The organism is Dokdonia sp. Asnod2-E02, assembly GCF_045063915.1.
Lineage (GTDB): Bacteria > Bacteroidota > Bacteroidia > Flavobacteriales > Flavobacteriaceae > Dokdonia.
This window is the reverse complement of the sequence record NZ_JBEFNX010000005.1, coordinates 2667459-2689000: the sequence shown is the minus strand read 5'-3', so window position 1 is coordinate 2689000 and position 21542 is coordinate 2667459. Positions and strand designations below refer to the sequence as shown.

The 21542-nt window shown below is 38.4% G+C and carries 17 protein-coding genes and 1 pseudogene; 5 read left to right on the top strand and 13 right to left on the bottom strand.

Translation table 11 applies throughout. The features are described from left to right. Positions 1-64 precede the first annotated feature (64 nt). A complete protein-coding gene (gene ilvD, locus ACJJVM_RS12275; RefSeq protein ID WP_405211833.1) occupies positions 65-1744 on the bottom strand; it encodes a dihydroxy-acid dehydratase in 1680 nt (559 codons plus the stop codon). Positions 1745-2082: 338 nt separating this feature from the next. Here ilvD and ACJJVM_RS12270 point away from each other — a divergent pair, with 338 nt between their 5' ends. Next, positions 2083-3456 (top strand): aldehyde dehydrogenase, encoded by a 1374-nt coding sequence (locus ACJJVM_RS12270; RefSeq protein WP_405211832.1) that lies wholly within the window; start codon positions 2083-2085, stop codon positions 3454-3456. A 158-nt stretch (positions 3457-3614) separates the two neighbouring features. Then, on the top strand, positions 3615-3869 hold the full coding sequence (locus ACJJVM_RS12265; protein ID WP_298347940.1) for a hypothetical protein: 255 nt from the start codon (positions 3615-3617) through the stop codon (positions 3867-3869). Here ACJJVM_RS12265 and ACJJVM_RS12260 read toward each other — a convergent pair. From ACJJVM_RS12260 to ACJJVM_RS12230, 7 genes and pseudogenes are all read right to left on the bottom strand, one after another. Beyond that, positions 3852-4709, bottom strand: coding sequence for a biotin-dependent carboxyltransferase family protein (locus tag ACJJVM_RS12260; protein WP_405211831.1), 858 nt, complete (start codon positions 4707-4709; stop codon positions 3852-3854). The genes ACJJVM_RS12265 and ACJJVM_RS12260 overlap by 18 nt on opposite strands. Further along, positions 4702-5391 (bottom strand): 5-oxoprolinase subunit PxpB, encoded by a 690-nt coding sequence (gene pxpB / locus ACJJVM_RS12255; RefSeq protein ID WP_405211830.1) that lies wholly within the window; start codon positions 5389-5391, stop codon positions 4702-4704. Before pxpB ends, ACJJVM_RS12260 begins: the two co-directional genes overlap by 8 nt. Beyond that, positions 5391-6122, bottom strand: a complete 732-nt coding sequence (pxpA, locus tag ACJJVM_RS12250) for a 5-oxoprolinase subunit PxpA (RefSeq protein WP_405211829.1) — start codon at positions 6120-6122, stop codon at positions 5391-5393. Before pxpA ends, pxpB begins: the two co-directional genes overlap by 1 nt. Then, positions 6119-7345, bottom strand: a complete 1227-nt coding sequence (locus ACJJVM_RS12245; RefSeq protein ID WP_405211828.1) for an Nramp family divalent metal transporter — start codon at positions 7343-7345, stop codon at positions 6119-6121. The genes pxpA and ACJJVM_RS12245 overlap by 4 nt, the downstream gene beginning before the upstream one ends. A gap of 48 nt (positions 7346-7393) precedes the next feature. Continuing rightward, positions 7394-8929 (bottom strand): PAS domain-containing sensor histidine kinase, encoded by a 1536-nt coding sequence (locus tag ACJJVM_RS12240; RefSeq protein ID WP_298347935.1) that lies wholly within the window; start codon positions 8927-8929, stop codon positions 7394-7396. Between the two features lie 148 nt (positions 8930-9077). Beyond that, positions 9078-10616 (bottom strand): YifB family Mg chelatase-like AAA ATPase, encoded by a 1539-nt coding sequence (locus ACJJVM_RS12235; protein ID WP_405211827.1) that lies wholly within the window; start codon positions 10614-10616, stop codon positions 9078-9080. Positions 10617-10712: 96 nt separating this feature from the next. Beyond that, a pseudogene (locus ACJJVM_RS12230) lies at positions 10713-11085 on the bottom strand (ATP-binding protein); the annotation flags it as partial. 123 nt (positions 11086-11208) lie between these two features. Here ACJJVM_RS12230 and ACJJVM_RS12225 point away from each other — a divergent pair. Next, positions 11209-11922, top strand: coding sequence for an HNH endonuclease (locus ACJJVM_RS12225; protein ID WP_405211826.1), 714 nt, complete (start codon positions 11209-11211; stop codon positions 11920-11922). Positions 11923-12444: 522 nt separating this feature from the next. On the opposite strand, the gene ACJJVM_RS12220 is transcribed toward ACJJVM_RS12225, so the two are convergent. Genes ACJJVM_RS12220 through ACJJVM_RS12205 form a run of 4 tightly spaced genes read right to left on the bottom strand, consistent with a single transcriptional unit; the run spans position 12445 to position 17834 of the window. Next, positions 12445-14322, bottom strand: coding sequence for a CocE/NonD family hydrolase (locus tag ACJJVM_RS12220; protein ID WP_405211825.1), 1878 nt, complete (start codon positions 14320-14322; stop codon positions 12445-12447). Beyond that, a complete protein-coding gene (locus ACJJVM_RS12215; protein WP_405211824.1) occupies positions 14323-16338 on the bottom strand; it encodes a cytochrome c biogenesis protein CcdA in 2016 nt (671 codons plus the stop codon). Beyond that, the gene (tilS, locus tag ACJJVM_RS12210) at positions 16335-17642 is read right to left on the bottom strand and encodes a tRNA lysidine(34) synthetase TilS (protein ID WP_405211823.1); all 1308 of its coding nucleotides are present in this window, start codon (positions 17640-17642) and stop codon (positions 16335-16337) included. The genes ACJJVM_RS12215 and tilS overlap by 4 nt, the downstream gene beginning before the upstream one ends. A gap of 9 nt (positions 17643-17651) precedes the next feature. Then, entirely contained in the window at positions 17652-17834 is a 183-nt protein-coding gene (locus ACJJVM_RS12205) for a CAL67264 family membrane protein (RefSeq protein WP_035334232.1), read from the bottom strand. 161 nt (positions 17835-17995) lie between these two features. Here ACJJVM_RS12205 and ACJJVM_RS12200 point away from each other — a divergent pair, with 161 nt between their 5' ends. Both ACJJVM_RS12200 and ACJJVM_RS12195 read left to right on the top strand, forming a co-directional pair. After that, positions 17996-19624: an acyl-CoA carboxylase subunit beta gene (locus ACJJVM_RS12200; protein WP_405211822.1), complete on the top strand. Its 1629-nt coding sequence runs from the start codon at positions 17996-17998 to the stop codon at positions 19622-19624. A gap of 63 nt (positions 19625-19687) precedes the next feature. Then, positions 19688-20116 carry a hypothetical protein gene (locus ACJJVM_RS12195; protein WP_405211821.1) on the top strand — a complete coding sequence of 143 codons (429 nt, stop codon included), beginning with the start codon at positions 19688-19690 and terminating at the stop codon, positions 20114-20116. Here ACJJVM_RS12195 and ACJJVM_RS12190 read toward each other — a convergent pair whose 3' ends face one another. Further along, on the bottom strand, positions 20117-21505 hold the full coding sequence (locus ACJJVM_RS12190; protein ID WP_405211820.1) for an alanine/glycine:cation symporter family protein: 1389 nt from the start codon (positions 21503-21505) through the stop codon (positions 20117-20119). Positions 21506-21542: the final 37 nt, after the last annotated feature.

Genomic DNA, 21542 nt, shown 5'->3' with positions numbered 1-21542 from the left:
GCTTTAAATGTTATTTCTATTCTATCACGCTTGCTAGGCGTCTGTTTATTGTGCTTGTGTTGTGCTAGAACTCGTCTGTCACGCATCCCTCACTCGCAGATGAGACCATACGAGCATATTTATAAAGTGAGCCACGTTTTACTTTAAGCTCTGGAGCTACCCAGTTCTTTTTACGTGCTTCTAGTTCGCTCTCACTTATCTCAACATTAATTGTGTTCGTCTCGGCGTTAATCACGATGGTATCTCCATTTTCTATAAGCGCAATACCGCCTCCTACTTGTGCTTCTGGCGTGATGTGACCTACCACAAAACCGTGTGTCCCTCCAGAAAAACGACCATCTGTAATAAGTGCTACATCTTTACCTAAACCTGCACCCATTATAGCCGCTGTAGGTTTAAGCATTTCTGGCATACCCGGTCCTCCTTGTGGCCCTTCATAACGTATAACGACAACATCACCCTTTTTCACCTCTCCAGCACCTATACCTGCATTTGCAGCATACTCACCGTTATAAACTCTTGCGCTTCCGCGAAAGTGTAATCCCTCTTTACCGGTAATTTTTGCCACAGATCCTTCACTTGCAATATTTCCATAAAGAATACGGATATGTCCCGTCTCTTTAATAGGATTCTCAACCGAATGAATAACATCTTGATGTGCCTGAAGGTGGTCTACAACTGCTAGATTCTCTGCAATGGTTTTACCAGTTACGGTCATACAGTCACCGTGCAACATACCCTGCTCCAGCATATATTTTAATACGCCCGGCACTCCTCCTACATTATGTAAATCTTCCATAAGGTATTTTCCTGACGGTTTAAGATCTGCTAGAAATGGTGTGGTGTCGCTTATTTTTTGGAAATCTTCTAGTGTAAATGATACTTGTGCAGCCTTTGCTATAGCGAGAAAGTGCAGCACAGCATTAGTAGATCCTCCTAGTACTGTTACAAGTCTCACCGCATTCTCTAGTGACTTGCGAGTAACAATGTCTGAGGGTTTTATGTCTTTTTCTATTAGGTTTCTTAAAGCAGCCCCTACTCTAGCACACTCCGCAGTTTTATTAGGTGACACTGCAGGGTTAGAACTTGTATAAGGCAAGCTCATCCCTAATGCCTCAATCGCGCTAGCCATCGTGTTTGCAGTATACATACCTCCACAAGCACCAGCACCCGGACAGGCTTTTTTTACCACCGTTTTAAACTCTTGCTCTGTAATACTACCAGCTACTTTTTCTCCCCAAGCTTCAAAAGCAGACACTACATCTAGCTTTTTATCTTCGTGACATCCTGGTGCTATAGTTCCTCCATAGACGAGTATAGATGGTCTATCTAGCCTAAGCTGTGCCATAAGAGCACCTGGCATATTTTTATCACAACCTACCACTGTAACCAGTGCATCATAAGACATAGCTTGTACTACAGTCTCCATTGAGTCTGCAATAATATCTCTACTAGGTAGTGAGTACCGCATACCAGGAGTACCCATTGAGATACCGTCACTTACTCCTATGGTATTATAAATAAGACCTACCAGATCAGAAGTTTGTACTCCCTTTTTAACATCTAGTGCAAGGTTATTTAAGTGCATATTACAAGGATTACCCTCATAACCTGTACTGGCAATACCTACAAGTGGTTTTTTAAAATCTTCATCTGTAAGTCCTATAGCGTGCAACATTGCCTGAGCAGCTGGCTGCGTAGGATCTTGAGTTACCGCTTTACTATATTTGTTAAGTTCTTTCAATGGTTTGTGGTTTTGACTGGTTAAAATTATTACTCTCTTGCGGCACCTACAGACTCAGTATAAACTACACCCGACAACCAACGTGCACTTAAAACATTTAAAATGCTGTAAATCAGTTTTTTAAATCAATTTAAAATGGAATCCTACCCTAATTCTAGTCTTAGCATTTTTATCATAACGCTAATTATCACAGTATAAACTGTGAGATTTTAAATATTTCATAATCTGAGTTATGTGCTGTGATCTTATTTATCAGGTACCATAAAAATTCCTAAAACTTTGTCAATGAAGAAGAGATGCCGTAAAAACAGCTTATTTTTATAGAAAACACACATATTTTGAAAATTCCATCCATTCTTGAAAATCAGCGTGCCTTCTTTGCGACGGGTCAAACTAAGGATATCGCATATAGGAAAGCTGCTTTAGTACGCTTTCGCGAAAGCATAAAAAATCACGAGCAAGATATCATAGATGTACTGGCAGCCGATTTTAAAAAACCAGCATTTGAAACAGTTGCTACAGAAATAAGTGTTGTCATTAAAGAAATAAATCTAGCCATAAAGGAAATCTGGAAATGGCAGATGCCAAAAAAAGTAAAGGCTTCTTTACTTAATTTTCCCTCTAGTGCCGCCGTACATTATGAGCCCTATGGTACTGCATTAATCATTGCCCCTTGGAACTATCCCTTTCAACTTGCCGTAGGACCTATGATAGGCGCTATTGCTGCAGGAAATACAGTGGTCTTAAAACCTAGCGAACTTACACCTAATACGGCAAATCTCTTAGAAAAAATAATTACCGAAGTGTTTGACCCGGCTTATGTAAACATTGTACAAGGTGATAAAGAGGTAGCCCAAGAACTTCTTAAACAACGCTGGGATTACATATTCTTTACTGGTAGTGTACCCGTAGGAAAAATAATTTACAAAGCAGCCGCAGAATATCTTACACCAGTTACCCTAGAACTAGGTGGTAAAAGTCCTTGTGTGGTAGACGAGACAGCGCGTATACAACAAACTGCAAGACGCATTGTATGGGGTAAATTTGTAAATGCAGGACAAACCTGTATTGCTCCAGATTATATACTGGTGCACTCCTCTGTTAAAGATGCTTTGCTCAAAGCTATAGATATAGAAATTACTAAGGCTTATGGAGCAGATCCAAAAATTTCGAAAGATTTTGCTCGCATAATCAATGAGAAAAATTTTGATAGACTCTCTGAGATGCTTGAGAGTGCAACTATTTATAAAGGTGGACAAACAGATAAAAATGACCTATATATTGCTCCTACCGTACTTAATGATGTATCTGTAAAAGATACTGTAATGCAAGATGAAATCTTTGGTCCCATACTGCCAGTGCTTACTTATGATAGAAAGGAAGAAATCTCACTAGTCATCAATGCTATGGAAAAACCACTGAGTGCGTATGTTTTTTCGCGAAAGCGTTCTTTTAAAAATTGGTTCAACACAACTTTTTCTTATGGTGGTGGTGCTATTAACGATACACTTATTCATTTTATAAATGATAAGCTCGCCTTTGGGGGTGTGGGACATTCTGGTATAGGTAGCTATCACGGCGAGAAGAGTTTTTACACTTTTAGTCACGCTAAGTCTGTGGTAAAAAGAGGCACCTGGCTCGATGTACCTGTAAGATATGCTCCTTACAAAGGCAAAATAAGTGTACTCAAAAAATTTATGAAATGGCTATAACACCCTGTTAATCAAATTTTTAAAAAGGGGCATTTACCCCTACATTAAAATCTACACACCCTTTATCTTTACGTAAGTTTAATTCCCCCCTGTATAAGTAGATTATTATGGGTAGACCATCAAAAACCGAACGTTTAAAGAGTGCACGACCGTTTATTATGCCATCAACATTAACCTTTTGCAAACTAAATTTACAAAAGTTGTATGCACGTAGTAGACGCCTACAACTTACTCACTGGAATGAAGACCAAGATTATGCAGATTATATTAATAATCTATGGCTTACAATGCTTAAACACGATGCGCTAAAAGAGGAAGCTATAAAACTAGAAGAGATGCTAGGTACTGGTGATGCAGTACAAATATTAAGTGATATCGTTATGGAACATCGTCAATCAAGTAACGGACAATAAAATACCATCTCCTTGCTGCATTTGCGCAAGGATATTAATACTAGTTTGTGCTATCTGAAGGATACGAGGATATCCCCCCGTAGTCTGGCAATCGCGCATAAGTATAATTATTTTACCTGAAGGTGTAAGCTGCACGGTACCAGGAATAACTGGGCTAGTGGCTATACTTTTAAGTTTATTATCAAATGGCTCTTGGAGCTGTACCGCCATTCTATTCCATAGTTTTGAAATAGTAAAAGGCACTGCCAGAAGTTGTTGTTCACTATGAGTCAGCAACCTATACTCTGGCCCCCTAAAAGCTTGAATAGTGTGAACCCTACCCGCACTCAAGTATGCTGATTTATATTTTATATGAGCCCCTTTACTATCACCGTAGGTAGAAATACCGAGTGACAATGTTGCCCCATTTCTAATTTGATTATCAGGAGTTATAGGTGTATACCAACTCTTACTGTTTAAAACTGTTGCAGTTTCTAGACCACCGCCAAAGGCTATATAACATCTAGTTCCCCGGCTAATTTTTGAGGTGTAGAGAATCTGCGAGGCTTTTGCAAGAGTTGGTACACCTATTTTTACTGGTGTCCCGTCTAGAGTAACATCCATATGTGCTCCTGCTATCACAAAATAGGTAGGGTGATTAAACCTAATCTTAGGCCCTACTAGTGTACATTCTAGCATTGCTGCATTAGGGTGATTATTGAGAAGTCTATTTGCTTGAGTATATGAGAGTCTATCCATCGCACCGCTTTCTGGTACACCTGTAGCTGCATATCCATAACGACCACCATCCTGCACCGTTGTAAAAAAACCTTTATCTAATATTTGAATACTCTTACTCATCCTTATCGCTTAACAAGTTATACGCCTCTAGAGTAATAGAAGTAAATTGGATTTTATCTCCAGCTTTTATAAGCGCAGGTGATGTTTTACTTATATCAAATAGGTGTAGAGGAGTTTTACCTATGACGTGCCAGCCACCTGGGCTTTGTTGTGGGTAAATACCCGTTTGAGTACCCCCTATAGCTACGCTTCCAGATGCTACGTGTTGTGAAGGAGTTTCCTTTCTATTTAAAAATAACCTGCTATTTAAGCCTTCTAAATAAGGGAAGCCTGGCAAAAAACCGACAAAATGTACTGGATAAACTGGCGCAGTATGTAGGTTTATAATACTCTTTATATCAAGCCCCACCTTACTAGCATAGTCCTCAAGATCTGGAGCAATTTCTGGATGATAGCAAACTGGAATTTTATGAATTATCTCGTTAGCTTCTATTGATTCTTTAGAGGAGTTAAGAATTTTATGAATGCGAGTCTCAATACCTTCATAATTAAAATGCACTGGATTTATAGACTTTACAAGTATCTCGTTATAGGTGGTCACCACCTCAACGTTAGTGAGCACCTGTAATTGCGCTTTCTTAGCTAGTAGCCATTCTAATAACTCGTGAGACGCTTTACTGTCTACCTGTATGAGTATCGCAAATTCTCCTAGCCGTGTTATAGCATATTGATAGGTATTCATTATATGATTTGTATTCCTTTTTTGGTCAACTTAGTATGTAAATTGCGTACTATTTCCAAAGCATTTTCTGTATCCCCGTGCACGCATATCGTGTCTATTTTAAAAGAGAGATTTTTACCATCTCGAGTGGTGAGTATTTCATCCTTGACCATAGACAAGACGTGCGTAAGAACTTGCTTAGTATCGTGCAATACACTCCCGTACTCGCTGCGTGAGACTAAGCTATAATCTGAATTATATGCTCTATCTGCAAACCCTTCTACAATGGTTTTTAAACGGGGCCTTGCAAGTCTAGCAATAAGAGATCCGTATGGCACGTAAAGTGCAAGGTTTTTATCTATACTGTGCACGGTCTCAATAACTATCATCGCTGTCTCCTCGTCTCTAGCTGCTTTGTTATATAATGCACCGTGAGGCTTAATGTGGTGTAATGGTAAGCCACTTTCTTCGGCGAGGTTTTTAAGTGTTGTTATTTGATTTCTTAAGGACTCTTGGAGTGTTTTTTTAGAAATATCCATAGGTAATCTCCCAAAATTCTCTTTATCAGGATAGCTAGGGTGAGCACCTATTTTTACGTTATACGCTTTCGCGAAAGCGAGAACCTCACGCATCGTTTTTTCATCACCCGCGTGACCGCCGCAGGCTATGTTACAAGAACTTATAAGAGGCATTAATAAGGCTTCATTACCAATACCTTCTCCCACATCACTATTAATATCTATGGAAATCATAATACCCCAAAAACTTTAAGAATCGTGCGGGCGCCAAGAATAAACACCACACACCAAATTACAATCGAAATGATGTTTTGTACTGTTGTATTGGTATGACTTCCTAGTACCGCTCTCTTATTGATTACCCAAATTAAATAACCAGCTATAATAGGTAATAAGACTCCATTTGCGACTTGAGCAAACTGTATAATCTCTACTGGACTATAGCCTACAGAAGAAAACACAATACCTAATATGAGTATGGTTAACCATACTAATCTAAACTTAGTTGCTTTTAAGTTTGGTTTCCACCCCAAACAACCTTGAACTACATATGCGGCTGCCAGTGGTGCTGTTATTGCAGATGTTAGACCAGCAGCTCCTAGCCCTAGACCAATAAAATATCTAGCATAATCTCCAAAAAGTGGCTCTAAACTTCTAGCTAGATCTGCAGCATTTTTTACTTCACCACTTTGTATAGCTGCAGCACAAACTATAATAGCCATACTCACTAAACCCCCTAAAATTACAGCAACAACAGTATCTCTGCGCGCGGCAGGTATATCTTCTTTACCACTCCACTTTTCTGATACTAAAGATGCGTGTAAAAATAAATTATAAGGTACTACTGTGGTACCTATAAGTGCTACAATAGTAAGTAAACTATCATCTGGAAAAGATGGTATAAAACTTCCCTTTATAAGCGCTAGTATATCTGGCTTGGTCATTACAGCTGTGATTAAAAAAGCTAGACTCATAATAATCACAAGCGCTACAAGTATTTTCTCAAGAACCTTATAATTTCCTATAAATAAGATAATTGCAGCTAGAACCCCCAGAGATATGCTCCACGCGTTAAGTGTGATACCACCTATTTTAAAAAGCCCAGAAAGACCTAGAGCTTCTATACCTAAAACTCCACCACTAAGGTTACCAGCTTCATAAGCAGCATTACCTAATGCTATGGCAGATAACATTAAACCTATTGCAAAGATTCTAAAAAACTTATTTGATATGGTCTCTCGTATAACTCCAGCAAGACCCTTACCAGTTACAAGACCTATACGTGCTGCCATTTCTTGTAACACAATGGTCGCTATAATAGAGAGCACCATTGCCCATAATAGTGTAAAACCATAAGTGGCACCCGTAATTGTACAAACGGTTACTGTACCAGGGCCTATAAAAGCGGCAGCAACTAAAACTCCCGGCCCAGAGATTGTTCTTTTTTTGTAGTTCATTAAAAGCAGTATATCAAATTAACTAGAATACTGCGTTAAGATAATGAACTATGGTAGTTTATTTTTGAAATGAACACTAAATATCGCCCCTTCATCCTTTTTACTATCTACAGAAATCTGGTCACCCATATCTTCTATTTGATTCTTTGTCATAAAAAGTCCTAAGCCTTGAGCGTCCTCATTGTGATGAAACGTCTTGTACATCCCGAAGAGTTTATCTCCATACTTATCTAGGTCTATACCCACACCATTATCCATTACAGATAATGTCATATCACTAGCCGATGTGATTTCTGCATTTATAAATATTTTAGATAGACGTGTTGAGTCACTATATTTTATGGCATTAGAAATTAAATTAAACAAGATGCTTTCAAGATAGGCGGCATTATAGTTAATCTGTATGTCTTTAGGGATATTGTTAAGAACAATTACATCCTTTTCTTTAATCTGTGTTTCTAAATTACTCAGCGCATTTTCTACATAATCGTGCAAGAAGATAAGTTTTGGTGTTTCTGCAAGGTTTTTATTAGAAGTCGCTATTTCATTAAGATTACTAATGGTAGTACTCAATCCAGCCGATACATTATTGAGATAGTTAGACAGCTCATTTTTTTCTTCTTGAGACTCTGCCATATCAATAAGCTGTAAGATATTTTTTAAATTTCCGGCGTGTGTAATAAGATTATGAGAAACTATAAGAGCAAAGTTTTTAAGCCTACTATTATGATTTTCTATAAGTTTATTTTTTTCTAAAATGAGTTGTTCTCGGTTTTTTGACTCTGTGATATCTGTATGAGTACCTATAACTCGTAATGGGTTACCTGCCGCATCCCACTTAACGACCTTACCTCTATCTTGTATCCACTTATAACTACCACTGGCTGTAAAAATTCTATGTTCATTAAAGTAATATGGTATCTCTCCGCTAAAATGATCTTCTATATCTTTAAAGTAATCATCTTTATCATCAGGGTGAACTTGATTAGTCCAAGTATCTTCGTGTGGATCTATATCACCACGTTCCTTCTCTAGTAGACTTAATGACTTATCTGAGTAAAAAACGGTTCCATTCTCAATATCCCAATCCCATAAACCTAAGTCTGACCCTTTAATAGCAAACTCATAACGCTCTTTCATTATAGCATACTCCTCCTCTGTAGCCTTTACATCTGTAATGTCAGAAACGTGACCTATCCAGTTTGTACTAAACTCAGAAGAGCGCTCAGGCGTTGCAAGTATTTTTATCCAACCACTTCTACCTGACTCTAGTGTATACCTGCACTCTAGCTTGAGTGGCGTTAAGTCTTCAAAAGATTTTTTGCCCTTTGTGACTAACAGTTTTTGATCTTCTGGATGAATACTCACATAAGCAGATCTGCCATCTTTCAAAAGATCAGAAACGTTTAAGTCATAAAGCTCCATAGCGTTATGACTTACATAAGGAAAATTAAATTCCTTAGTATTATGATTAAATTTTAAATCAAAAAAGAATCCTTCTAGATGATTCAAATATTTTTCTAAACTTTGCTGAGACTTTTGAGGACGCTCATCAAGGTTTTTAGGGTTTACTCTTTGGAACATAGGATTGTGCTTTAGATCAAAGTACAGCTTATACCAACAGGGCATAATCTATATAAGTTGAAAATCATACAAATAGCTTAAAACATCGACAAAAGTACCGATTTTATCGATAAAACGCAATATTTAAACTTTTTATTGTATGTTAAAACTACCCCAGCCAGCCATCTCTATCTAAACTTCTATACTGTATTGCTTCAGATATATGTGTACCAGTTACGACTTCTGAAGCTTCGAGATCTGCAATAGTTCTTGCAACTTTTAAAATACGATCATATGCTCTTGCAGAAAGATTTAATCGCTCCATCGCCGTTTTAAGTAAATCTTTAGATGCGTCATCTAGCGCACAATATTTACGTATTTGCTTCACATTCATCTGCGCGTTGTAGTTTGTTTTCTCGCTTTCGCGAAAGCGGTCTACCTGCAACTCTCTCGCAGCTGTCACACGTTTACGTATATCTGCACTAGACTCTGCCTTAGTCTCATCACTCAGTTTTTCAAAAGGAACTGGTGTCACTTCAATATGAATGTCAATACGGTCTAATAATGGTCCAGATATTTTACTCAAATATCGTTGCATCTCTGCAGGGCTACTTGTTACAGGTGCATCTGGATCATTAAAATAACCTCCTGGACTAGGATTCATACTTGCCACAAGCATAAAACTAGATGGATAAGTAACTGTAAATCGTGCTCTAGAAATAGTTACCTCTCGATCTTCTAACGGCTGTCTCATCACTTCAAGAACAGACCTTTTAAACTCTGGTAATTCATCCAAAAATAAAACACCATTATGAGAAAGCGATATCTCACCAGGCTGAGGGTAAGCCCCACCTCCCACTAACGCAACATCTGATATAGTATGATGCGGACTTCTAAAGGGTCGCTCGCTCATTAAACCTTGATTATCTTTTACCCTACCTACTACCGAATGTATTTTTGTAGTCTCTAGCGCTTCACGCAATGACATAGGTGGTAAAATACTGGGTAATCGCTTACTCAACATTGTTTTACCAGACCCTGGAGGGCCTATAAGAATAATATTATGACCGCCAGCGGCAGCTATTTCCATACAACGTTTTATAGACTCCTGGCCTTTTACATCTGCAAAGTCAAATTCTGGATGCTCTAGACTTTTATAAAACTCAGCTCGAGTATCTATTACGGTTGCTTCAAGGGGTACATCTTTATCAAAAAATTGTATCACTTCACTTATATTCTCTACACCATATACCTCAAGACCATCTACTATAGCTGCTTCTTTTGCATTTTGTGCTGGTAGTATAAAACCTTTAAAGCCTTCTTCACGGGCTTTTATTGCAATAGGTAATGCTCCTTTTATAGGTTGCAAGCCACCATCTAGTGAGAGCTCTCCCATTATCACATACTTAGCTACTTCATCACCCTTTATTTGCTCTGTAGCAATGAGAATGCCTATTGCGAGTGATAAATCATAAGCAGATCCTTCCTTGCGGAGGTCTGCCGGTGACATATTAAGAATAAGTTTTTTACCTGGTATTTTATAGCCGTTATTTTGAAGTGCTGCGGCAATACGATAGCTACTTTCTTTTATAGCATTATCCGGAAGTCCTACTAGATGGTATCCTACACCTTTATCTACATTTACCTCGATTGTAATAGTTGTAGCATCCACACCAAAAACGGCGCTTCCATAAACTTTTGTGAGCATTAGCTTATAATTTGCTTAAATATAGGAAAGTAGATTGAAAGCTTAAAGCACTATTTCATCATCACCATAATAACATTTGTTACAATACATAGGAGTAAAAGGAACTGGCGTCACTTCAATATGAATATCAATACGGTCTAATAATGGTCCAGATATTTTACTCAAATATCGTTGCATCTCTGCAGGGCTAATTGTTACAGGTGCGTCTGGATCATTAAAATAACCTCCTGGACTAGGATTCATACTTGCCACAAGCATTAAACTAGATGGATAAGTAACTGTAAATCGTGCTCTAGAAATACTTACCTCTCGATCTTCTAAGGGCTGTCTCATCACCTCAAGTACAGACCTTTTAAACTCTGGTAATTCATCCAAAATAAAACATCATTATGAGAAAGCGATATCTCACCAGGCTGTGGGTAAGCCCCACCCCCACTAACGCAACATCTGATATCGTATGATGCGGTCTGCAGTAAAAATACTGTAGCATCATTTACAGGTATTGCTCCCATTTTTTTTGAGTTAGCAACAATAATGTCATATTACCTGATTGATATGTTACTATAGTTGCAAAAAAACATACTTTTGGTTTATGGAGCCTACAATAATTCTTGTTTGTTGTTTGATAGTATTTATAATTGCTATTATATATGGCGTTATAGAGAATGAAAAGCAAAGAAAACTATGCAAGGAATACATAAAAAATAATACAAACATAATTAACTCGCCTAGCGTATTAAAGAATGCATTTGATAGTATAGGCAAACAATTACCTCCTTGTCAGAAATGTAATTGCAGAAATATGCAAGTTTGGGATTTCACCTCAACTTTATTAATAATTAGGTGTGTAGACTGTAAGAAAAAAATTGACCTCACAAAAAAAATCAATATCGAGGACTTAAATACAATCGCACAAATTAAGGACTACTTACTCATTCCATTTCTAAGTAAAGTTGGGATAACTTTAAATGATAAGTCTTGGGCAGGCCTTAAAGCTTTTCTCATATATGATTTTTTTTCATTAAGGTTGAATGCACCATACCACAGAGCTATTACATTTAAAGCAGAGGGACAAGATAACATAAATACTAGTGATATAGTAGAAAAACGTAGTAGGTATATATCACAATCTGTTAAAGATAAAGTTTGGAATAGAGATAATGGAAAATGTGTAGAGTGTGGTTCAAATTTACTTTTAGAGTTTGATCATATCATACCTTTTGCTAAAGGTGGCAGTAATACTTATCGTAATATTCAATTGTTATGCGAACCTTGTAATAGACTGAAATCTGCTAAAATTGGCTAATAGCGAAACCTTTATTTACGAGGTTTTAACTATACCTGCAATCTAAATCACAAACCAACCACCATATTTAACGATTACACCTGTTAAAATCATATATAGGGGCAAACACCCCTACTGTAAAAACTAATGGCATATTAACTTTACTATCAAATAAAACTACGATTTGTTATGGTAAGTTTTAAAAGTTTTGAATTTCATTTGTTTTAAGATTAAAGTCGCAATGAAGATTTGAGCTTACAAATTTAGGGGTGAAAGGCATCCTTGCTTTGCAAGGGTGTTTTTCTTTTTAACAAGTTAAAAATTAACTTTTCATCCTTACATTATTTAAAAAACAAAGTTATATTTGACGCGCCTTAAGACATTAAGGTTTGGGAGCTATTTATTTAGCTATCATAAATTTAGGGGTGAAAGGCATCCCTGCTTAGCAGGGGTGTTTTTCTTTTTTTACAAGTAAATTGTTGTCAAAAAAAAAGGTCTGAGATAAAATATATCTCAGACCTTTTTTTTATCGTATTCTCTGCACTACTCTATTAAAATACTAAACTCAATCTTAGAATTATGGAATACTGAGTGTGTTTGCTTAGTAAAATCTTCTTCCTTTGCTTCAAAGATATTATCTACATACGTCTGAGGATTCAAATCTATAAGCGGAAACCAAGTACTTTGTATTTGTACTTGCAATTTGTGTCCCTTTTTAAATGTATGAAGCACGTCTTGTAGCTTAACAAAAACCTCATCTTTCTCTCCTGCAACAAATGGCTGAGGGCGTTCAAAACTCTTTCTAAAACGACCACGCATTACCTCACTACGCACCATCTGGTGGTAACCAGCCATCTCTACTCCTTCTTCTGTTTCTTCAGTGTTAGGTACATCATCTGGATATACATCTATAATTTTTACAATCCAGTCTGCAGATGTTCCGGTGGTTGCTACATTAAGCTTTGCCATTATATCACCTACAAGGGTAAGATCATCTTCTAGCACAGGCGTTTCATAAACAAGTACGTCCTCACGAGCCGCAGCAAATCTCTGATCGTCAGACATATATTTACGTGGTGTAAATACCATCTTTTTACCCTCTGCATATGGTACAGGGTTTGCTGGATCACTTACAAATTTTTCTGCATCATATTTTGTAGAAGGACTTCCTGTAAGTGCATTATCTTTTCCTAAAAAGAAAGAAGCTTTCATCGCCTTTTTAGGTGGCCATTGCTCAAAGGAGTTCCACTCTTTACTTCCTGAGTCAAAAACGTGTGCTTCTGGTAATCCTGTTGCTCCACCTTTATCACCTCCTTTTAAGAAGTGATTAAAGAATTTTGTCTCAATATCTCTTTGAAAATAGTCTGAAATATTATCGCCAAAATAAACATTACCTACAGCCTGCCTCTTTTTGTTACGTGCCCAGTCTCCGTGACTCCAAGGTCCGAAAACTACCGTATTGTAATTATTACTGCGCTTCTCGATGTTTTTGTACGTCTCCCAGGGTCCGTATAAATCTTCGGCATCATATAGTCCTCCTACAACCATTACGGCTGGCTCTATATTTTCTAGGTGCTGTATAAGCCCTCTAGATTGCCAGAACTCATCATAGTTAGGATGTTCTTTTAATTGCGTCCAGAACTCATTAGTCTCATCATAATATTTATCTAAGTTTGATAAAGGACCTGTTTTTAAGAAAAAGTCAAACTGGTCATCACTATCTAAATCTGGAAAATCATACCAAGACTCTGTAGTAGGTGCATCCTTCTGATATCCAAAAACCGCAGTAGCTCTCCAGTAACTTAACAAGTAAGCTCCGTTATGGTGAAAATCATCAAAAAAGAAATCACCTATACACGCTTGTGGTGACGCTGCTTTAAGCGCAGGGTGTCCACTTAAGAGTGAGTATGTTGCATAAAAACCTGGATAAGAAATTCCCCAAGTACCTACATTACCATTATTATTTTCTACATTATTAACAAGCCATTCTATAGTATCATAAGTATCACTTGCCTCATCTACCTGAGTACCTGTTTTATTAGGTATAAATGCGCGCATATTATCATACTTACCCTCACTCATCCAGCGACCACGTACATCTTGATATACAATAATATTACCCTCTTGCATTAAATAAGCATTAGGTGCTATCGCTGTGCGCATCTTTCCTTCTCCATAAGGTTTAGAGCTATAAGGCGTGCGCTGCATTAAAATAGGATACGTTTTTGAAGTGTCCTTTGGCGAGTAAATAGTAGTATGAAGATGCACGCCATCTCTCATTTTAATGCGTACTTCTTGTTTATTATAATGCTCTGAAACCTGATAAGTAGTGTCTAAAATAGTTTCTCGTGATTGTGCAGATGACGCTTTCGCGAAAGCAAAAAAGCATACTACACAAAGTAGTTTGAAGATGTTATTCATTTATTGATTGTTAAAAGTTATGATGGCTTTTTCTAGCCACTTTTCATATTTTTTTGCATTAGGTGTGTACCCAACAGGTTTATTTAGGAGTGTTTCGTCGTGATCTAGCATTACGTAATAAGGCGCCGCAACAATGTTATAACGCTCTATCTGGAAGTTGCTCCACTTATTACCTACCGTTTTAATACGACGACCAGATGCACTCACGCCTTGCTCCTCTTTTGGTAACTCCTCTTGTGAGTCTCCATAGAGAGAGATAAGCACAACATCGTTCTTTAGCAAGTTAAGCACCTCAGGCTTAGACCACACCAGCTCCTCCATACGACGACAATTTACACACGCCTTACCTGTAAAGTCAAGTAAAACAGGTTTATTTTCTTGACGCGCATAGGCCATACCTGCTTCATAATCTGTAAAGGATAATAATCCGTGAGGACCTATCTCTGCATTATCTGGAAACTCCTCAGACGAGTTAGACAGTGTGTTTTGTCCTCCTATACCATAAGGTGACTCGCTATAATTCATAGGTGGCGGGAAGCCGCTTATAAGTTTAAGTGGTGCACCCCAAACACCTGGTATGAGATAAAGAATAAATGCCGTCGTGAGTATACCTAGTAGCAAGCGACCTACCGAGATATGTTTTACTTCTGTATCGTGTGCTAGTTTAATTTTTCCAAATAAGTACAAGGCAAGGCCTATCATTATCGCAATTAAGAGTACTAAAAATACTTCTCTAGGCAAGTAATTACCATCTACTACAAGATCTGCATTTGATAAGAATTTGAGTGCTAGCCCTAGTTCTAAAAATCCTAGAACTACCTTTACTGTATTGAGCCATCCGCCAGATTTTGGCAAACTATTTAACCACCCTGGAAACATTGCAAATAGTGCAAATGGTAAGGCAATCGCACTAGAGAAACCTAGCATACTTATGATAGGTGTGATACCACCCTCTGTTATAGACTGCACTAAAGCGACACCTACTATAGGTCCCGTACAGCTAAAAGAAACAATAGCAAGTGCAAGCGCCATAAAAAAGATACCTAGGTAACCACCTCTATCTGCTTTACGATCTATCTTATTTGCCCATTTTTGAGGAAGCATAATCTCAAATGCTCCAAAAAATGAAATAGCAAACACTACTAGTAACACAAAGAATACTAAATTAAAAGTAACACTCGTAGATACTTCAACAATTGCAGTCGCACCAAAGATTGCCGTGACCGTAAGACCTATGACCACATATATAATAATGATAGAGATACCGTAAATAATCGCGTTACGTATACCAGCTGCTCTAGACTTACTTTGTTTTGTAAAGTAACTCACCGTCATAGGGATCATAGGGAATACACAAGGTGTAAATAATGCTGCCAGACCTCCTAAAAATGATAAGAAAAAGACCGTCCACAGCCCTTTGTTGCTTGTGCTTTCATCGTCTTCATAATCATCATCGCTATCGCCTTTATCCTTTTGTGCTGGAGTAGCACCATATTTTTCAAACTCATTATAATCTGTAAAGACTTTTGCCTTTCCAGTTTTTAAGTTGTGAGCAATGTAAAAGTCTTGAGGAATACACACCTCTTTACAGACCTGATAGTTTATAACCGACTTGACAATGGTTATACTCTTATCTGTAAGTGTAATAGGCATAGACAGCACAGGGTTCTGCCCCACATACTTTATGACATCTTCTTCAAAAATCTCATCAAAGGCTGTCTTTGTCTCACTCTCTTGTGCAAACTTCTCACGAGTAACTCCCGCATCCTTTTGTAAAAACTCAAAATTAAACGGAATACCAGCTGGCGATTTTTGAGCATAAATATACCATCCCTCTTCTATAGTGGCCTCGTAGTTTAAAATATATTCTGTATCAGATTTTTTCTCTACGCTACCTGCCCACTGTACTGGATCCACGGTAACTTCAGAAATACCAAAACTAAAATCTTGTGCACTTACAGCAGTCGCCATAAGTACTATAAGCGAACTTAATATTATGAATGCTTTACGCGTCATATAGTTGTAAATTTTATCATTTTTTGTGTGTCATCAGCTACCTTAAAACGGTCATCTGCTCTGTGACCTATCACCCACACAATATCTTTACCATTACAAAGCAGCCACACGTGCTCCTTTGCTATCAAAGATACCTTTTCATCTTTTAAATACTTACTCAACTTCTTTTTTCCTTTCATCCCAAAAGGACAGAAAAAATCACCTTCTTCCCACTTCCTTATCGTGAGCGGAAATGTCAACTTTGTCGCATCTACCACTATCTCCTTTCTTGAGGTGCTCTCAAATGTATCACTTGTTTCAAGCCTTAATGTACCAAAGTCACCTTCTATCTTACTCACACCAGATTCCCAGGTATAAGTTGTAGTTTGTGCAACAGCTTTTTCTGTAAGTAATAGCACGTCTCTATCTTTTACTAAACGATGCGTTTCAGAAAATATTTGCTTACCAGATTGTGCATCAAGCAGCTCATAAACATCACTCCACGCTGTAAAGTTATAAGGGTGTAGTAATTTGTATAAAACCGCCTGTGGCTCCTCGTGTTTCTTTAGCGCTGGTACGTCTATTACTTGTAGTCCATCTCGTGTTGTCACATACGCTTTCCTTAAAGACGCTGTGTAGATTGCTAGTAACTTATCTGTTTGACGTAAATGTTGCTGCGTGGTCTGTAAACCCTGCAAAGTAGCTGGTTGCGCTGCCACCATACTCGGTATAGCGTGATGCCTCAAGTGGTTGCGCACGTAGTTATCTGTTGCATTACTGCTATCCTCACGCCACGCTAGTTTTTCTTGTAATGCATATTCTTTTATACGCTTTCGCGAAAAAGGCAACAGTGGTCTCACAACCCGTCCGTTTATTTCTGGGATGCCAGTAAGGCCTTTAACGCCGGTACCGCGACCTAAGTTTATGAGAAACGTTTCTAACTCATCATTGAGATGATGGGCAGTTAAGATATAATCCAAACCTTCGGTAGCCGAAAGTTCTTTAAACCACTGATAACGCAGCTCTCTTGCGGCGATCTGGGTTGATGTTTTTTCAATTTTCGCGTAAGCGGAAGTATCAAAACTCTTTATGTAAATAGGAATGTTATGTAGCTTGCAATAGCTTTCTACAAAAGCTTGATCACCATCACTCTCTACTCCTCTTAAATTAAAATTACAGTGTGCTACACGTATCGTAAGGCCTGCCTGACGACACAACAACAATAAGAGCATACTATCAAGCCCACCACTTACTGTGACGAGTATCTTACTATCAAGAAGAAATGGTAAATCTTGTGCGATATGGTGCTTAAAATCTTCAAGCATCCTCACACATTATACACGACCCTTAAGGGCATTAAATACCCAAGCAATGGCAAAGAATCCAACACCTACAGAGGCAAAGCCCCATCCGGCAACATCGGTGTATTTAAAAACGCCTAGAGCAATAAGTCCTAAACCTACTAAAATCATTATAAAAGTGGCCCACGCCAAAACGGTATTTTTATTCATACCCATAGTTTTATTTTTAGGGAAAATCTTATGTAATAAGACAAGCTACAAATATCGGTTATTTATTGGAATTTGGGTAGTAGGTAATTTTTACAATTCTCATTTCAAGCTTGTGCTACAATACTTACCTTTATAGACAGAAAAACATTCAAGCACACACACATTTTATGGATTTAAAATTCAATAAAAACGAAGATCATAATAAGCTACTCTTATCAGAGATGAGAAACCGCCTTGCCGAAGTAAAACTAGGTGGTGGGCAAAAACGTATAGATAAACATAAAGCTAAGGGTAAAATGACTGCCCGAGAGCGCATAGATTACCTAGTAGACAACCCAAAAAAGTGTATTGAGATTGCCGCTTTTGCTGGAGAAGGGATGTATGAAGAACACGGCGGATGCCCTTCTGGTGGTGTGGTTGTAAAAATAGGATACGTATCTGGTAAGCAATGTCTCATCGTTGCAAACGATGCTACTGTTAAGGCTGGAGCCTGGTTCCCTATTACAGGAAAGAAAAACCTAAGAGCACAAGAAATCGCTATGGAAAATAAGCTACCTATTATCTACCTAGTAGATAGTGCAGGTGTTTATCTCCCTATGCAAGATGAGATTTTTCCAGATAAGGAGCACTTTGGACGCATCTTCCGTAACAATGCGGTGATGAGTAGTATGGGTATCACACAGATTTCTGCAGTAATGGGAAGTTGTGTTGCTGGTGGTGCATACTTACCTATTATGAGCGATGAAGCGCTTATAGTAGATAAAACGGGAAGTATTTTTCTTGCGGGAAGCTACCTTGTAAAAGCAGCAATAGGTGAATCTATAGATAATGAGACACTAGGAGGAGCCACTACACACTGTGAGATTTCTGGTGTGACAGATTATAAATCTAAAGATGATAAGGACGCCCTTGATACCATTAAAAAATTGATGGGAAAAATAGGCGATTATACAAAAGCAGGTTATAACCGTATTGAACCTGCAAAGCCTACAAAAGATCCAGAAGAACTTTTTGGCATCCTGCCTGCCTCTCGTGCAGATCAATATGATATGCGAGACATTATAGACAGACTGGTAGACAACTCTGAGTTTGATGAGTACAAGGAAGGTTACGGGCAATCTATACTTACAGGTTATGCTCGCATTAATGGATGGGCAGTAGGTATCGTTGCAAACCAGCGCAAGCTTGTAAAAACTAAAAAAGGCGAAATGCAGTTTGGCGGAGTGATTTACTCAGACAGTGCAGATAAGGCGACGCGCTTTATAGCCAACTGTAACCAGAAAAAAATACCGCTTGTATTCTTACAAGATGTAACTGGCTTTATGGTAGGTAGTAAAAGTGAGCACGGAGGTATTATAAAAGACGGAGCAAAAATGGTAAACGCTGTTTCAAACTCGGTGGTACCTAAGTTTACTATTGTTATAGGAAACTCTTACGGAGCAGGAAACTATGCAATGTGTGGTAAAGCTTACGACCCAAGGCTTATAGTAGCTTGGCCTAGTGCAGAACTTGCCGTGATGTCTGGTAATAGTGCTGCAAAAGTATTATTACAGATAGAAACTGCCTCGCTCAAAAAGCAAGGAAAAGAAATTACACCAGAGGTAGAAAAAGAACTTTTTGACCGTATTAAGTCTCGTTATGATGATCAAGTATCACCATACTACGCAGCGTCAAGAATCTGGACAGATGGTATTATAGACCCACGAGATACGCGTAAGTGGATCTCAATGGGAATAGAAGCCGCAGACCACGCTCCTATCGAGAAGCCCTTTAATCTTGGGGTGATTCAAGTGTAATCACAATAGCTGTAACAGATATGAAGGTTGTTCGTTTACTATATAAACGAACAACCTTTTTTTATGCCTTATAACAACGAACTCATCACAAAAAAGCCTTGGCTACATCGCAACTGGAAGTGGTTTGTACCCACCACTCTTATCATTGTTTGTTTTACACTCTTCATTATGGCTGCTGGTGATTTTATAAACGCAATGGGAACTGCAATGGCAGATCCAGAACTTATTGAGAAAGCTAGAGAAGAAGCAGAAAAGAATAAGGAGGTAACGACCTACTTTGGATCACCGTTACAAATAGGCAATATTATAGATGGTGATGTTCTCATAGATGATAAAGCAAAAACCATACGCATTACTGTCCCTCTTAAAGGAAACAAAGGTTCAGGCAAGATTGATATTTATGCACATCTTGCTGAGGAAAAATGGCAGCACGACTCCATAGATGTTCGTCTTAAAAAACCAGAAAAGCGCACCTTTGAGGTATTGCGATAATTAACCCAACTCCTTAAAATACCTCCTCGCTTCCTTCATCACTCTTGGTGCGAGATACAAGGTTGCAATCATCGTTGGTATTGCCATTATGGCAAAAAATCCATCTATCAAGTTAATCATCATACTAAGTGATGTGGTTGCTCCTATTAAGATACTCGCGATGTAAGCGATGTTATAATACTTCTTATTATGCGCTCCAAAAAGGAAGCTTAAGCACTTAGTCCCATAGTAACTATATGAGAAAAGCGATGAGATACTAAACACGGCGATGCACAATAGTAATATGTATTTCCCTGCAGGTGATAACGCTTTCGCGAAAGCGGAAGCCGTAAGCGTAACTCCATTTGCATCTGTCGTTTGCCACACGTCTGTTACCAAAATTGCAAGCGCCGTAAGTGTACACACCACAATGGTATCTATTGCAGGACCCAGCATTGCCACCAGTCCTTCACGTATGGGTTGTGCAGTTTTTGCAGCGCCGTGCGCCATAGGTGCCGTACCTACACCAGCCTCGTTTGAAAAAGCACCACGTTTAATACCGAGTAATATGAGACCACCTACCACGCCACCCAGCAGTTTATCTCCCGTATAAAAATCGGCAGAGAAGGCATCTGTAAATATGAGACCCAAGTATTTAGGAACGACATCTATGTTTACAAAGAGTATGGCCATTACCGCTACAAAGTAAATAAAGACCATCGCCGGTACCAGTCTTGATGCAGTTTTAGAAATACGATCGAGTCCGCCCAGTATAACAACTGATGTGATAGCAACAAGCACAAGCCCGATAATCAAGTTAGAGGTAAAACCCACCTCAACACCCTGAGGTACGAGTAAAATATCATTTACCGCCTGTGTGAGTTGGTTTACATTAAAAACTGGCAGTGCACCAACTAATCCCGCAATACTAAAGATTACGGCAAGCGGTTTCCAAGCCTTACCCATACCTTCTGTGATAAAATACATAGGTCCTCCCTGTGTTTTGCCCTCACTATCTTTACCTCTATACATTATGGCAAGTGAGCCTGTAAAAAACTTTGTTGCCATACCCACAATGGCACTCATCCACATCCAGAAAACAGCACCTGGACCTCCTATAGCAATCGCTACTGCCACACCTGCGATGTTACCCATACCTACGGTTGCACTAAGCGCTGTAGTGAGTGCCTGAAAGTGTGTGATCTCTCCTTCATCATTTTCTCCATCATACTTCCCTCGCAAGACTGCAACAGCGTGACCTAGGTATCTAAATGGCAAAAATCTCGAATAGATGAGTAAAAACAGACCGCCACCTATAAGTAAGCACACGAGCGGGATTCCCCACATAGCGCTAGAAAAATCTGCTATAAGTTCATTAGCCTGATCGTAAAATGATGGTTGTGCTTGCATACAAGATCTATTTATATGGTGAAGTAACAAAAATTAA

What these genes read in the sequence shown, in the direction of transcription:
- ACJJVM_RS12190 (WP_405211820.1), bottom strand. Translation starts at nt 21,505, where the DNA reads ATGCAAGCACAACCATCATTTTACGATCAGGCTAATGAACTTATAGCA.
- ACJJVM_RS12260 (WP_405211831.1), bottom strand. Translation starts at nt 4,709, where the DNA reads ATGAGTAAGAGTATTCAAATATTAGATAAAGGTTTTTTTACAACGGTG.
- ACJJVM_RS12265 (WP_298347940.1), top strand. Translation starts at nt 3,615, where the DNA reads ATGCCATCAACATTAACCTTTTGCAAACTAAATTTACAAAAGTTGTAT.
- ACJJVM_RS12215 (WP_405211824.1), bottom strand. Translation starts at nt 16,338, where the DNA reads ATGACGCGTAAAGCATTCATAATATTAAGTTCGCTTATAGTACTTATG.
- ACJJVM_RS12235 (WP_405211827.1), bottom strand. Translation starts at nt 10,616, where the DNA reads ATGCTCACAAAAGTTTATGGAAGCGCCGTTTTTGGTGTGGATGCTACA.
- ACJJVM_RS12240 (WP_298347935.1), bottom strand. Translation starts at nt 8,929, where the DNA reads ATGTTCCAAAGAGTAAACCCTAAAAACCTTGATGAGCGTCCTCAAAAG.
- ACJJVM_RS12195 (WP_405211821.1), top strand. Translation starts at nt 19,688, where the DNA reads ATGCCTTATAACAACGAACTCATCACAAAAAAGCCTTGGCTACATCGC.
- tilS (WP_405211823.1), bottom strand. Translation starts at nt 17,642, where the DNA reads ATGCTTGAAGATTTTAAGCACCATATCGCACAAGATTTACCATTTCTT.
- ACJJVM_RS12200 (WP_405211822.1), top strand. Translation starts at nt 17,996, where the DNA reads ATGGATTTAAAATTCAATAAAAACGAAGATCATAATAAGCTACTCTTA.
- ACJJVM_RS12205 (WP_035334232.1), bottom strand. Translation starts at nt 17,834, where the DNA reads ATGGGTATGAATAAAAATACCGTTTTGGCGTGGGCCACTTTTATAATG.
- pxpB (WP_405211830.1), bottom strand. Translation starts at nt 5,391, where the DNA reads ATGAATACCTATCAATATGCTATAACACGGCTAGGAGAATTTGCGATA.
- ACJJVM_RS12225 (WP_405211826.1), top strand. Translation starts at nt 11,209, where the DNA reads ATGGAGCCTACAATAATTCTTGTTTGTTGTTTGATAGTATTTATAATT.
- ACJJVM_RS12220 (WP_405211825.1), bottom strand. Translation starts at nt 14,322, where the DNA reads ATGAATAACATCTTCAAACTACTTTGTGTAGTATGCTTTTTTGCTTTC.
- ACJJVM_RS12245 (WP_405211828.1), bottom strand. Translation starts at nt 7,345, where the DNA reads ATGAACTACAAAAAAAGAACAATCTCTGGGCCGGGAGTTTTAGTTGCT.
- pxpA (WP_405211829.1), bottom strand. Translation starts at nt 6,122, where the DNA reads ATGATTTCCATAGATATTAATAGTGATGTGGGAGAAGGTATTGGTAAT.